We start from the raw sequence: 14,623 nt of genomic DNA on the forward strand, positions 1-14,623 counted from the left end.
TTGATTATTTTGTTGCGACCCATACGCAACGCAGCTTTACCGATTCACATCAACATTCAAATCGGAGAAAAAAAATGAGCTTACAGTTACGACTGTTTGGCGGAAACTCTGCCGGCAATTTAGCCGCCACTGGCAACGACGGCGAACACGCAATCGATAAATCAAAGGTATTGGCGGAAACCGCAGCGGGTGTCATCACCCCAATGAATCCGGGTAATTTCGGCTCAATCCGAACCGCGCCAGTAGTGCCAGCACCGCGATACTTTGAGCGAGACGAAGCCGACCAACTCAAAGAGCTTGCCAAGGAAAAAACCGACGGAGCGCGACAAGCGAAACGGGCCTATCAAGCACTTGGCAAGATTGAAGAAGCCGACGCAAAAGTGCATAAAGAACACCGCAAGTATGAGGGCGTGGTTGCTGAGAACGAGCTTAAAAAAGTTCGGAGCAATGCGAGTCTAGCCAAAAAGTTACACGGAATGCGCCCAGGATATGCGCGTCTGGGACTCGGAATCGACAAAGCCGAGAATAATGCACGGGTAAGGATTGACGCAATTAAAGCCAAACTCACAGCGGGGATGAGTTAATGCGAGCGATGTATCTGGCGAATTACTTTATAGCCGGGTGCATCGCATCTTCCCTTCTAGGGTGGATTGCGAGCCTGCATCCGATGGCATTCAAAGCGGTTATGTTTCTATTAGCAGCAGTCGGAATTTTTTGGGTATTTTGCTGGCTCCTGGACTACTCAATCAGTCAATTCTTAAATGTACCAGTTCATCAGTTACAAGCAGTGCTAGCAAGCGTTCTAGCTGTTGTCATAATCGGTTTGGGGGTGTTTTTATGCACTTAAAGCTGTTAGTTTTGAGCGCGTCATCTATTGCACTTTGGTTAACCCCACTAACTGCGCTTGACAAAAAAATTAGCTGGCACAAAGCGATTCAAGGATTGAGCCTGGTTTCTGGTTTGGTTTGTGCAGTCGGTGCTGGCAATATTGCCCGCAAGTTAGCCCCAGAGATTGAAATCGAATTGATTAAAAAGCGAGCCATCAAAGCAGACATCATTGATGAGATCGGTACGAGTGCCTATATCAGCCAAACTCAACGGCAAAAGGAAGCCGAACAAATATTAAATCCTGTTGAACACTTGGAACGCGCTCTAGCTTTACGTTGTGGCGATGATGAAGACTCAGAACCGATCACGCAAAAACAACTAGCTAAACCAAGTGCTGAACGTTCCCAGAACACCGACGCGGAACTGCTAGAAAAGATTTTGCAATTGAGGGACAAAGGTTATGGCAAAGCAAAAATCATTTTAGAACTCTGGGATGCAACGAAGGGAGGGAGTGCAAAGTACAAGGCCGCCGAAACTGAGTATGAGCGATTAATCAATCAGCCCGAAGCTTGATATCCTAAAAATATGGATCTAACAATCTACATCGAATTAGTCCGTCAAGGGTTGTGTCACGCTCGCGCAGGTGATACATGGGAAGCTTTGTGGCGGAGACAGCGACTAGCCAAAGCGAAAAACTGGACTTTTTGGCGGGCGGTGATTTATGCTGCCAAGAAGGAAATGGAGATAATTTTAAAAGCTTCATTGGTTCACACTTGGCTTGCAGCATACGTTTTAGAGTTGTTAGTCCATATTTTTGTATCGGCAAAAATCTATATATATGTAGCTGTTTCCGCGACTAAGCGCCGAGTCGAAACGAACAGCGACCCGCCCAAAATCTTTATTCCTATTCCCAAGATTGAATCGAATGGCTGTGCTCGCAGCGATTTACTTATTCGTTCGTTAATTTTTTAGCGAGCGAGTCCATCCATGCTCTGATTTTTCCAAAAATACACCAAAAAGCTGCCGGACTTAGTTTGGACCCCAGGAACGACAGCTATTTGGATTCCTACCCAGAGGACAAACACTACAAAAAGCACTGCTAACTGGGAAAGCATATCTAATTATGAATTATACAACAATCTCCACAACACTTGTCAACTCCAACAAATACCTCTCGAAAGCGCACCAGGAGCATATAGCGCAGCGCGGGCTATTAAGCGATCGGGCAATGGCGACTTGCCGAACAGTTAGCGCCGAAGAAGCAAGCCTGATATTAAGCACTCCAGCCAAATCGGGAGGAATCCTGATCGAGGGCGACTCGCTGCAATCTCAGTTTCGCCCGGACAAGCGCTGGAAAGTCGGCAACAAATTAGTTCCCAAATACCTCACTCCCAAAACCGACCACGGCTACGACGCGATTTTGCCGACAGACCCAGAACTGAAAAACTACTGGGAACCCGAAACCCTCAAAAAATCCTGCTATCAACTCAACGGGCATCCGTGCCTTTTGATTACCGAAGGTGGATTCAAAGCGATCGCCGGATGTGACAACAATTTACCCACCATCGGATTGATCGGCGTAGAAATGGGCTTATCTGGCAGGAAGTCGGACACCCAGGGCAAGCGCTACCTCATTGAATCCTTAGAGAAATATGCCAAAGCGGGCATCGGATTCATCATCGTATTTGATGCAGACGCGACGACTAACCCCAACATCAGGAGAGCGCAGCGCACATTAGGGCGACAGCTTCTAAAATTTGATGTACCCTTGTATGTCGCAACAGGGGGCTGGGAAATGGGCGAAAATGGCGAAAATAAAGGGATGGATGATTTCATCCAGAACCGAAGTATTGAAGAATTCCGAGCAGTTCTCGCCAAATCAGGGATTTTCAACGACGAAGACAGCGACGAGGACGATGCAAGCAAAACGAAAAAACAGCCACCAGCCAGCAAATCGGCGCAGGAAATGGCAGAGAGCTACAAAAGCAAGCTGGCATGGGAATCAGAATATCAATTTTGGCGATACTACGGTGCGGAGTTTGACGGCTGCTGGGATATTGCCACAGAGGAAACCGTGCGCGGACTTATCCAAAATCACCTCGAATTTTTAGGTAGAGATTACAGCGCGGGCTACGTCACATCAATTGCAACCATCCTAAAAAGTAAGTTAGAAGTCAAAAACTGGAACGAGCGCCGAGGACTTATCCCGTTGCGAGATGGTGTGTTAGACCAAAAAACACAGAAATTAAAACCCCACGCGCCAGGGTACAAATTCACTTATCAACTTCCTTTTAGTTGGGCAGAGCGGTCGATAGGTTGTGCCCCTATTGAAGAGTTTCTGTTAAAAATCTCTGGACAAAGTGAAATCGCAGAAGTTTTACTAGCCTTCTTAAATTGCGTGGTAACAGGGCGAAGCGACTTGCAACGCTACCTAGAGTTAATCGGAGGCGGCGGAACGGGTAAATCTACATTTATGGCACTAGCCAAGGCTTTAATCGGCGACGAGAACGCAGTATCTAGCCAGTTGAGATTGCTTGAATCAAATCGCTTTGAAACTGCAATGTTTTACCGCAAGCGGCTGATTCTATTCCCAGACTCAGAACGCTGGCAAGGTGAGGTCGGGATTCTCAAGCAGCTTACAGGCCAAGACCCCATCAGATACGAACGCAAAGGGGTGCAACAGTCGCGAGATTTTGTATTTGAAGGGATGGTAATTTTGAGCGCAAACGAAGCCCCAGACAGCGCCGACAGAACAAGCGGCCAAGAACGCCGAAAGCTAACCATAGGGCTAGATAACAAAATATCCGAGTACGAAGGTCGCGACCTCAAAAAGGAATTCGAGCCATATCTTCCAGGACTGTTACAACGAGCGCTCGAAATCCCACACGACAGAGTAACCCAACTTATCAAGCACACAGACCGTACCGTGCCAGCCTTAGCACTTAAAAAATTCCAGCAACTTACCGAAACCAATCCAATCGCTGGATGGCTGGATGAGCGTGTAGTTGCGGGAGATTACAAAACTTACGTGGGAACGGGAAATCCAGAATCAGCAGGCAAATGGCTATATGCGAACTTCTGCCAGTTCCAGCAAGAAATGGGACACAAAAACTCGTTGCCAATGAAGCGATTCTCAAGCAACTTACGCGACTTACTCAAGAATCAGCTAAACCTCGATATTAGTGAAGGCCGCGACCGTAACGGAGCATTTATCGGCGGGATAGGGCTAAGGTGTCAGGTCGATCCACTGCAATATTTACCGCGTCCAGTGACTAAAAAGCCGTTTTGTGACGGGTTTAAATCCGAAAATGATGCGATTGTGACGGCTGAAAACCTTACCAATAGTGGCTGTGACGGGTTTGATGGTTTTTCTGAAGATTTTAGTAAATTTGAAAAAATTGCGTTAACTTCCGAAGCGCAAGATTTAGGAAGTATAGGAAATATCGTCAAAAAAACGGAAAACCCGTCACAGCCTGACAGTGTAAAGATTACAGCGACTGAAAAACCGCAACAGAGCCAAAATGAATCCATCACAACCCCGTCAAATTTAGCGATCGGACAAAAGGTGAAAATCAGCCAAAAATTCAGCGGCCGCCAGCAACTGCGAGGCAAGAGCGCCGAAATCATCAAAGATTTAGGGAGCAATTTGTACCAGGTGAAATTTGAAGGAGCCGGAATCACAGTATCAGGTCATGGGAAAGTTAAAACCGCCAACGTTAGCAGCGCGCAGTTACTCACAGAGTGCGAGGTCGAGTTAGTCGAATTTATCCGAGCTTGCGAAGATGCTGAAGGAGCGCTCGATATTCAAAAAATCCTCACCGAGTGCTGCGATCGGAACGAAGCGAACCGCGCGAAAGTTTGGGCCGAACTCACCAGCGCCGAGCAATCCAAGTTCAAAGCGCTGTTGAATTGATACCGAGTACCTTCCAAACTCGCACCGCTCTGCCGCGGGGGCTGGCGGCTATTTTTCCAATTTTCCGTTGAAGTCAGCGGACTTCGGCGAAGCTTACTCGCGGAAAATCGGAAAAATCCCGCTATGGGGAAGAGGTCGAGCTTGTTGTGGAGATTTGAAGCCGACAACTTTTTAAAAATTCGTCAAAATCTCCTGTAAATTTCAAAAAACTAACTCAGGAACAAAGCCAACCTCTATAAAATCTCGCGACAATTTAATAATTATTGAAAACCTCAAACCGCTTGCTGTGTAAGCGCTTGAGCGATTTTGTGCTTCTTCTTTATTTTTGCCGAGATTGTTAGTATATTTCTTATTTTTTTTCTTTTTTAATTACCGGGTATCACTCTTCCCGGTATGCCTGCGGCGCTTTAAATCTGAAGTGCGCGGCCGGGGGGAAAGGCCAAAAATAGCTAACCCCCCGGCCCGCGATTTTCATTGTTATTCCCAATAGCTTAGTGCTTAATGAGAATATATTAATTGTCTAGCATTTTGTCTAGCAACTTGTCTAGCATAATCACAAAGCGCGAGCATTTTGAATCAATCGGTGATGCCGCGACTTCATCCCCAGCTTGCCCGATCGCAAATTATTATCCATAAATTCTTGATATTTTGCAGCCCCCATATATTCGTGGAGCATAGCAAGAGTCGGGGCGTGTCGCGAAATAAAAGCGGCTGATTTTTCGATATCGCAGTGAGGAACTGCTGCTGCCAGAGTTACTGCACCTCGCTTGTAAATTCTGAAAAAATCAGTATCGGCATGAGACAAAAGATTTATCTGTCCACAAACCACGTTATCTAAATATTTAGAAATTTCTGTTAATTCCAAATCAGCAAGCGATCGCATCACAGTTGCAGCCCTAAATCTTTTTAACTCAAGCTCCATCCGATCAGAATGAACCCCATCGATATTTTTGTCATAAATCCTAATAAAGCGATCGGATTCGCGCGACCCCAGATATACAGTAGTTCCATGCCGACTGCCTGTATTCATTATCCGGCGGGCAGTGCGGTATCCAATCAGCAACCCATCCTCAATCAAATTTTCCCAGGGTCGCAGCGAAAGTCTGGGGCACCCAACCGGAAAATCTACAGCAATATCTATGCGATTGGCTATAAATTCATAGTGGCATTGCCCCCAAAAAAGCAAGGATTGAATTTTAGCGAAATCTAATTTTGCCAAGATTTTGCCGCTCAAATCAACAAAGTAGCGATGGAATTTTTCGGCACCAGCGGAAGGTGCATAATTGATGCCAATCAGCGAGCGCTCATGCTCGTAAATCTCATGCCAAACCTTGTTTAGAGCCAGCATATCGTTATTCTTGGCATCAGGCAAGGGTTCATTTTTGCGCTCAAATGGTAAGCCTAAAATCTTTATTATGTCCGAAATGCCACCTGAAGCCTCGCTCAAGACCTGGAATCGCAACCAATCGACTCTAACCTTTCTATCCAAAAATGCAGTTTCCATCGCTTAAAGTTTTAAATCGTTATCTTAATTATAACATACTATATTGATAATTAGTAACATACTAAGCCTGTACTTGGGTAACATACGATTAACTTATGGTATGTTACTGTCTAGTTTAAGTAACTTATCAGTGTGTTACCTCTAAGATAGTATGTTATAATGGTATTATACCAAAGCAAGAGATAACATACTATGGCAACCGACAAAAAACACATCGCAGTATATCTTGATAAGGCTGTAGAAGATGCTCTGACTGCGTTCTGCGTCGCTAACGGCATGGAATCCAAGAAGGGCCCGATGTATTCGGCAGCAGTGAACAAAGCCTTATCCGAGTTTTTTGGGATAGAAAGTAACACACCTGATGACGAGCCTAGTACCATACCTAGTACCATACCTAGTACCATACCTGATGATATGACAAGTAACACACCTAATAACATACCAGAGCCAGAAGCCAAGCTAATCGAATATTTGGCACGGCTCGAAACCCCACTATGCGAGCGATTTAGCGCTATAGACGAGCAACTCGGACGCATCGAATCCCTCAGCCAATCACTGGAAAGTTCGGCACAGCAAGAGATTAAGGAACTCCGAGAAGAAGTAGAAGAAGTGTCGCGCGTAGCGGGCGATTGGGCTTACATGGCTAACGAACGCTTGGAAGAAATCACAGCACTGGAGCAAAAACTCGCCAAGATTGAAGCACTCATTATTTTTAAAAATAATGAAATTACAGAACTCAACGCCCAACTCGCAGCCAAAGACCAAATTATCTCAGAAGCTGACGAGCAAATCAGCCGACTCGAATCTGAACTGGCAGCAGCGACCGCAACGAAGATTTCCGAACTGCCAGAGCCAAGCGAACTCCTTAATCAGTTAAAAGCGCAGCGCAAAACCTCGAAATCCTCACTGGCAGACATCGAGGCGATTCTAAGCATTTTGGATAAGCAGAGTTAATCAGTCACAATTCCCCGATCGCACTCCCAGACAATGAAGCGATCGGGGAACGACTGATAAGAAATCGTGAACAGTTGACAGAACGGCTAGAACCTGCAATCTTTAAATCAAGGAAGATGTTGCGCGACTGATTAACGTACCACCGCTAACCAAGTCACGACTTCCCCGAACAGTTAACGTACAACCGTCGGAGCCTAATAATTATGACTCACGAACCGCCCTTATGCGACGGGCGATCGCATTTATTTACGGGAAAAGATTCTCGTAGCATTGCAGCGCTCAAAATCAGGGCGGAACAACTGGGATTGACTCCCTATGCCAGCTTGTATGGCGACAAACGGTGCAAGGAAACTTGGCAGAAATTGCTCCAACACGAACCAGAACTCGAACCGCTGCACCCGCGCCCCATCCAAAAATCTCAAGAAATTAACTGGAAATTAGCGATCGCTCTATTTGTTGGAGCGCTTGCTTTGATTATTTTGTTGCGACCCATACGCAACGCAGCTTTACCGATTCACATCAACATTCAAATCGGAGAAAAAAAATGAGCTTACAGTTACGACTGTTTGGCGGAAACTCTGCCGGCAATTTGGCCGCCACTGGCAACGATGGCGGACACGCGATCGATAAATCAAAGGTATTGGCGGAAACCGCAGCGGGTGTCATCACCCCAATGAGGCCGGGTAATTTCGGCTCAATCCGAACCGCGCCCGTAGTGCCTGGTCCCCGATATTTCGAGCGCGACGAAGCCGACCAACTCAAAGAGCTTGCCAAGGAAAAGACCGACGGAGCGCGACAAGCAAAACGGGCTTACCAAGCACTTGGCAAGATTGAGGAAGCCGATGCAAAAGTGCACAAGGAACACCGCAAGTATGAGGGCGTGGTTGCTGAGAACGAGCTTAAAAAAGTTCGGAGCAATGCGAGTCTAGCCAAAAAGTTACACGGAATGCGCCCAGGATATGCGCGTCTGGGACTCGGAATCGACAAAGCTGAGAATAATGCACGGGTACGAATCGACGCAATCAAAGCCAAACTTACAGCGGGGATGAATTGATGAGGGCGGTGTACTTGGCTAATTACTTTGTAGCCGGGTGCATCGCTTCCTCCCTTCTGGGATGGATAGCGAGCTTGCATCCGATGTTGTTTAGAGCGATCGCCCTTTTGTTGGCAGCGGTCGGAGTTGTTTGGGTAGTATGTTGGTTGCTTGATTTTTCAATCAGTCAGTTTTTAAAAATCTCGGTTCCTCAACTGCAAGCAATTTTAATTAGCGTCCTAGCCGTTTCCATAATTGGTCTAGGGGTGTTTGTATGCAGTTGAAAATACTCGTGTTAAGCGCGTCAGCCCTTGCCCTGTGGTTAACACCGCTTACAGCCCTAGATAAAAAGGTAAGCTGGCACAAAGCAATTCAGGGCGTGAGCTTATTTGCGGGGATTGCTTGTGCAGTTACAGCGGGCAACATAGCTCGCAAGCTTGTCCCCGAACTTGAAATCGAACTCATCAAAGAGCGAGCAATTAAAGCCGACATCATTGATGAGATTGGCACAAGCGCCTACGTTTCTCAGCAGCAAAGACAGAAGGAAGCCGAGGGAATTTTGGTAAGCCCTGGCGTTGACATCGAAGAAGGTCGGAAGGCTCTGGAAGCCGTATATAACGAGGACTTCCAATCCGAGCATATTACTACCGCTAACGATGATACTTCCGAAAAAGATGCTAGTGATTTGAAACTTTGGTGGAAGGTGGAAGCTGCACAAATCGAAGGCAAGCCCGCAACGTGGATTATCGAAAATCTTCTAGGTAAAAAGGGGCGTAAATTCAATGAAGGCAAATTACAGCTTGCGGAACTGCTGAAGAAATTTGGCGACAATTCGGTGTAAAATGCGATCAAATATTGGTGGAGTCCGAACCCCGAGCAATTGGGATTAATCCAAGATTGCAGCCCTCGAAAGGCCTTAAGTAAGAAAAGAGTAGACGACACTTGTTGCAGCAGTTCTGGCTGATGAGTTCGAGAATTCCCTTAAGGTAGGCTGCTAGGAAGGCGGATTTTATCCGGGAAACGGGAAGCAGCGAAATGTTTCGTGTACCAAAAATGCAACACACCAATTATTAACCCAAGCTAAATCAACCCCATTGGTACGGGAGAGTTCGGCTTTTGTCTGCTACAGCATTTTTGCTTGTAGCGACTTAAGGCTGGTTCCAATTTAGCCAAGTTTTTTAAAAATCAACAAACACAGACACCAAAAAACCGTCTCAAGAATTGGAACCCTAGCGACGGCTTTTGGTACTTCAAACAGTCAACCCTTTACAGGAGAACTATTCATGCGTCATTCCCTTTGCGAGGAAAACGACTGATGTACGAACATCATATATTAAATCCGTTACACCTGCAAGAATCTCTTTCTTACGAAGATTGTGTAACAAAGTCAGGCATCATTCCAGAAATCTATCATCTAAATTTTGAGCCTGCTAGCGGGATTGCGGTCTATGACTTGCTTTACCGGGACACCGACCCCACAACAAATTCCAGCAGTGGGAGCGCTCAAGCAAAAAGAAATTACAGCAAATGTGAGAGTGCTATCGGGTGGATAGCTAACGGGCGCTTTAGACAGTTGAGCGGGCCACCGATCGCCTTTGACAAAAAAAGCACAGGTAAATGGGAGCCTCGCAGGTATAGTCAGCCCCAGGGCAAACCGCTAGAGATATTTTTTCCCGCTGTTACTTTGACTGTATGGAAGACTGTCGCGGTTAAAGCTAGTTTACCTATGCCCAAATTTCCCGTTATCGGGCTTGCTGGGGAAGCGATCGGATTTTGGGATTGGGTAAAAGCTAGCAATTGCCCCATCACTATTACTGAAGGTGAGAAAAAAGCTTGCTGTTTAATTTCGCGGGGATATGCTGCGATTGGCTTGCCGGGGATAAACTGCGGGTATAAAGTCACCGAGCGCGGGGAAACAGTCACCAAGCCCGACGGCTCAACATACCAAAAAGCTACGGCGCGGAAATTGCGATCGGAGCTTCAAAGATTTGATACGCCAGAACGGACAATCACAATCATTTTTGATTACCGCGCCGGGGATTATTCCCAAAGCCCAGAAATCAAAGCAGCAAGCACTACAGCAAATCTGTTCAAAATAGCGATCGCTAAAATCGCACAATTGCCGGGGCCAGATAAGGGAATTGATGATTTTGCTGTTATCGGCGGGAATGTTGATGCGATTGTTGGGGGAGCGTTCGAGCAAATCCCTGAAGATTGGCAATTTAAAAAATGGCTCAGACTTCGGGGATTTACTGCTGATGTAAAGATCAACTCAAAATATTTTGACGCACCAGCACCAGCATCAGGCACGGTCACAGCAATCAGGTCAGGACTGGGAACCGGGAAAACTCACTGGGCAGGAGATAAAATTACTAGCGACGCTCGCGGACTGCAATTAAATTTAGGGTATCGAAACGCATTACTTTTGCAGCAGTGTGAAAAGTGGAAAAGCTCCCACTTTGATGAGCATAATGGCTGGCAGCACCTAAAAGACTTAGATGCTCGGTTGAGTCTGTGCGTAGATTCCCTGCTGAAACTTCCGATCGAGATGTTCGAGTATTCGGTGCAGCACATCAAGGGAATGACTGTAATCTTTGATGAAGCTGTATCCATCATCAAACACGCGCTATCATCCAAAACACTATTAGGAAAACGTCCCGAAATCTTAGACCGACTCGAAATAATTTGTAAGCTTGCCGACCGCGTGGTTTTGATGGATGGCAACTTATGCGACATCGTTGTTGACTATATCGCTAAAATTTCGGGCAAACAATCGCACAAGATTGAAAATATTTTCACGGGTGAAACTCCCCCCATATTCTTTGTGACTGCGGGGAAAAAGGCTAAAAAATGGTTGAGTGCTGAAATCCTCAAAAGCCCTTGCCCAGCTATCGCTACAGATTCACTTAGAGATGCTGAAGCTTTTGCTAAGCAATTAAAAAAAACACACGGGCCAGGAATTTTACTATCTTCCAAAACCGTTGCAACCGAGGCTGTAAAAGAGTTTCTTAAAAATCCAGATGTTTACATCGCAAAATATAAACTAGCTTGGATCATCTTTACGCCAACAGCCGAATCAGGCATCGACATCAGTATTAAGAATTACTTTTCTGATGTTTTTTGCTGGTTTGTCGGGGTTGTGGATATTGATGCGAGTGTACAAATGTCGCGCCGTGTCAGGCATCCCGAAAGAATTATTATTCTTTGCCCAGAACGCGGGATAGCAGCAAAAAACAACACAGGAGGAATTTTTGAGGAGGAAATCGTTCAAGCTCTAGCAGATTTTGGCGATATCGAGGCTCGATTGCTAGTAGAAGATGAATCACAGTTGCAGCAAATTCGAGTAGATTTAGCGGCTCGAATCATTACGCCACACACAGAATTGTGGGCAAAATTACAGGCAAAAGCACAACTAGAACGCGCGCACTTGCGGGAATATTTACTAAAAGCTTTCGAGCTTGCTGGTTATTCCGTGCAATCCGTTACCCCTGATGAGTGTGATTATGAAGGCCACATCATAACCAAGGAAGAATGCAAGAACATCGAGGCTCAAGAAATCTTCAACGCGCCCGACATCGAATTATCTGAAGCTTTAGAAATCAAACTCAACTTTAAAGCAACTTGGGAAGATAGATGCAAAACCATCAAGTTTTTCCTCAAGGCCCGACTGCCAGGAATCGAAAATTCCGATTTGTGGTGCTGGGAGTTTGTGCGCCGAGTGAGATTTGATGAGCGATCGCTACTCAACCAACTGGATGCAAACTGGATTTTTAAAAACCAAGACGATGCAGCGTTCTTGCAGCGCTCAAGAATTGTTGCTGGCAAGCGAGAATTTTTGGGGGATTTTTCAACCCGCTACCTAAAACTCAGAGCATTAAAATCTTTGGGTCTAGAGCAATTTTTAGAGTCAGAGTCGGGAAAAGTTTGGACTAAGAACAGCCCCGAGGTTTTGGAACTTTTGCAACGCTGCAAACAAAAACAGCTATCCCAACTTTTGGGGCATCCTGGGAAAATGAAGCCCATACAGTGGCTCAATAAATTGCTGAACATGATCGGGTCCAAACTCCCTGCCAAGAACATCAAGCAGAACGGGGTACAACACCGCGAATATTCTTACAACCCAGAGCTAAGTCACCCTAAGAACTGGACTGAATTAGTGGCCTTTACAGCCGAAAAACAAGCTAAAAAAATCTTTGAAATAAAAGAAGCTGAAGCCCTTGCAGCGCGGGAACTTGAAGAGGTTGCACCTCCCCCCATTTTTGATATAAATATAGGGGTAGCTGCAACCTCAGAAACTACCTCAGAAATTACCCTCACAGAAACACAGCCGAAACCATCGGAAAGAATGGGATGGGTGAGTCGCTGGGGCAAATGGGTTCGAGCGAGCTTCTTAGCCACCACAGACGGCTCATACTATAGAATGCTCATCGAACAGGTGGACGGATGGACGGAAACGCTTGCACCCCCCGATATGATTCGTTGGGATTCCTAACTGATTACCGGGTGACTACCCACCAAACTCGCACCGCTCTGCCGCGGGGGCTGGCGGCTATTTTTCCAATTTTCCGCCAGAGCCTGCGAACTTCGGCGAAGCTTACTCGCGGAAAATCGGAAAAATCCCGCTAGGGTGATAAAAGTCGAGTTTGTTGTAGAGCTTTTAACCACGCCGACAACCAAAGCAAACGCTATAAAATGTCGCAACAATTTAATATCTTGGTTAAAACCTTCAAGCGCTTACTGTGTATACTTTTAGGTATTTTTTACTTTTGCCCCTTTTTTGAAATTTTATATAGTACCATTGTTTGTGTTTTTTTGGGAGATTACCGGGTATCACTCGGCCCGGTTGCCTGCGGCGCCCAAAATCTAAAGTGGCGGCCGGGGGGGGCAGGCCATAGCAGCCCCTCCCCCCGGCCCGCTTTTCATTGTTTGCGCTCGATTTGAGGATGGGTAACTTTTAATCGGCTACATACTATTGTAAGACATTTTTCTATTTATGTAAGACACATAAGTAAGACAGATGGTAATTCAATGTAAGATGATTTGTTGATATATGTCTTACATTATGCCTCATTATGTCTTACGATAGTAGTAAGACAAAAAACAAAAGGTGTAAGACAATGGCTGAGAAAACAATGCTTAACTTTAGATGCCCCGCCGATGTACTGGATGCGATCGACTCCATCGGACAGGAGCGCTACCCCTCAGAATCCAGCAAACACGGGTGCGACAGAAGCAAAACCTTACTTGATATCGTACGAGCTGGCATTGAGGTATTATCAGGAAATAGTGTCTTACAAACGTCAGACGGTAGTGTAAGACAAGATGAGTTAGCTAGTAAGACAATAGGTAAGACAATGGGTAAGATAGAAGAATCGGACTGTAAGACAAGCGACATCGACCCCGGCGCAAAGCTCACTCAATATCTGGAATCGCTGAAAACCCCACTAAGTGAGCGATTTAGTGCAATTGATGAACAACTAGGGCGCATCGAATCCCTCAGCCAATCACTGGAAAGCTCAGCACAACAAGAGATTAAGAAGCTCCGAGAAGAAGTGGAAGAAGTGTCGCGGGTTAGTGGCGACTGGGCTTACCTGGCTAACGAACGCTTGGAAGAAATTACAGAACTCAACGCACAACTCGCAGCGAAAGACCAAATTATCTCAGAAGCCGACGAGCAAATCAGCCGACTCGAATCTGAACTGGCAGCAGCGACCGCAGCAAAAATTTCCAAATTCCCAAGACCAGCCCAACTGATTGACTTATTGAAAATCGAGCGGCCGAAGGTAAAAATAACGCAAGTTGACATCGCAGCGCTTCTAAATATTTTGAATAAGCACAGCTAATGATGACAAAATTCCCGATCGCACTCCCAGACAATGAAGCGATCGGGAACCGCGATATAAGAAATTCTGAACGGTTGACAGAACGGCTAGAACCTGCAATCTTTAAATCAAGGAAGATTGACGCGCGACTGACAAGCTTTGACGAGCTAGCCAAGTCACGACTTCCCCGAACAGTTCATACACAACCGTCGGAGCAAAATCATTATGCAACAGAAACCGCCCACAGCGCTAGGGCGATCGCATTTATTTACGGGAAAAGATTCTCGGAGTATTGGCGCGCTCAAATTGCGGGCGGAAGAGTTGGGCTTGACCCACTACGCCAAACTTTATGGCGACAAGCGATACACCGCGACGTGGCAGAAATTGCTTGAGAACGAACCGGACTTGCAACCGCTACAACCGCGCCACATCGAAAAATCTTCAACTATCAACTGGAAATTAGCGATCGCTTTATTTGTTGGAGCGCTTGCATTGATTATTTTGTTGCGACCCATACGCAACGCAGCTTTACCGATTCACATCAACATTCAAATCGGAGAAAAAAAATG

General features: G+C 46.0%; 12 protein-coding genes. 11 read left to right on the top strand and 1 reads right to left on the bottom strand.

What is annotated here, in order from left to right:
- Nucleotides 1-74: 74 nt before the first annotated feature.
- The 4 genes from QUB68_RS29805 (at nucleotide 75) to QUB68_RS29820 (ending at nucleotide 4,741) form a co-directional block, all read left to right on the top strand.
- Entirely contained in the window at nucleotides 75-584 is a 510-nt protein-coding gene (locus tag QUB68_RS29805) for a hypothetical protein (RefSeq protein WP_332998540.1), read from the top strand.
- 253 nt (nucleotides 585-837) lie between these two features.
- Complete coding sequence (locus QUB68_RS29810) at nucleotides 838-1,401, top strand: hypothetical protein (RefSeq protein WP_332998541.1); 564 nt, start codon at nucleotides 838-840, stop codon at nucleotides 1,399-1,401.
- 12 nt (nucleotides 1,402-1,413) lie between these two features.
- Nucleotides 1,414-1,800: a hypothetical protein gene (locus QUB68_RS29815; RefSeq protein ID WP_332998542.1), complete on the top strand. Its 387-nt coding sequence runs from the start codon at nucleotides 1,414-1,416 to the stop codon at nucleotides 1,798-1,800.
- Between the two features lie 151 nt (nucleotides 1,801-1,951).
- Nucleotides 1,952-4,741, top strand: a complete 2,790-nt coding sequence (locus QUB68_RS29820; RefSeq protein WP_332998543.1) for a DUF3854 domain-containing protein — start codon at nucleotides 1,952-1,954, stop codon at nucleotides 4,739-4,741.
- Nucleotides 4,742-5,294: 553 nt separating this feature from the next.
- Here the strand turns inward: QUB68_RS29820 and QUB68_RS29825 are convergent.
- Nucleotides 5,295-6,245, bottom strand: a complete 951-nt coding sequence (locus QUB68_RS29825) for a replication initiation factor domain-containing protein (protein WP_332998544.1) — start codon at nucleotides 6,243-6,245, stop codon at nucleotides 5,295-5,297.
- 192 nt (nucleotides 6,246-6,437) lie between these two features.
- Here QUB68_RS29825 and QUB68_RS29830 point away from each other — a divergent pair, with 192 nt between their 5' ends.
- The 7 genes from QUB68_RS29830 to QUB68_RS29860 all read left to right on the top strand — a co-directional run.
- Complete coding sequence (locus tag QUB68_RS29830) at nucleotides 6,438-7,199, top strand: hypothetical protein (protein WP_332998545.1); 762 nt, start codon at nucleotides 6,438-6,440, stop codon at nucleotides 7,197-7,199.
- A gap of 203 nt (nucleotides 7,200-7,402) precedes the next feature.
- Nucleotides 7,403-7,747: a hypothetical protein gene (locus QUB68_RS29835; RefSeq protein WP_332998546.1), complete on the top strand. Its 345-nt coding sequence runs from the start codon at nucleotides 7,403-7,405 to the stop codon at nucleotides 7,745-7,747.
- Nucleotides 7,744-8,253, top strand: a complete 510-nt coding sequence (locus QUB68_RS29840) for a hypothetical protein (protein ID WP_332998547.1) — start codon at nucleotides 7,744-7,746, stop codon at nucleotides 8,251-8,253. The genes QUB68_RS29835 and QUB68_RS29840 overlap by 4 nt, the downstream gene beginning before the upstream one ends.
- A gap of 253 nt (nucleotides 8,254-8,506) precedes the next feature.
- Nucleotides 8,507-9,073: a hypothetical protein gene (locus QUB68_RS29845; protein ID WP_332998548.1), complete on the top strand. Its 567-nt coding sequence runs from the start codon at nucleotides 8,507-8,509 to the stop codon at nucleotides 9,071-9,073.
- Nucleotides 9,074-9,547: 474 nt separating this feature from the next.
- Nucleotides 9,548-12,724, top strand: a complete 3,177-nt coding sequence (locus tag QUB68_RS29850; RefSeq protein ID WP_332998549.1) for a plasmid replication protein, CyRepA1 family — start codon at nucleotides 9,548-9,550, stop codon at nucleotides 12,722-12,724.
- Between the two features lie 625 nt (nucleotides 12,725-13,349).
- Complete coding sequence (locus tag QUB68_RS29855; RefSeq protein WP_332998550.1) at nucleotides 13,350-14,075, top strand: hypothetical protein; 726 nt, start codon at nucleotides 13,350-13,352, stop codon at nucleotides 14,073-14,075.
- 204 nt (nucleotides 14,076-14,279) lie between these two features.
- Nucleotides 14,280-14,623 (top strand): hypothetical protein (locus QUB68_RS29860; RefSeq protein WP_332998551.1); only part of this gene is annotated, 344 nt, incomplete at its 3' end.

The organism is Microcoleus sp. A006_D1 (assembly GCF_036702805.1).
GTDB lineage: Bacteria > Cyanobacteriota > Cyanobacteriia > Cyanobacteriales > Microcoleaceae > Microcoleus.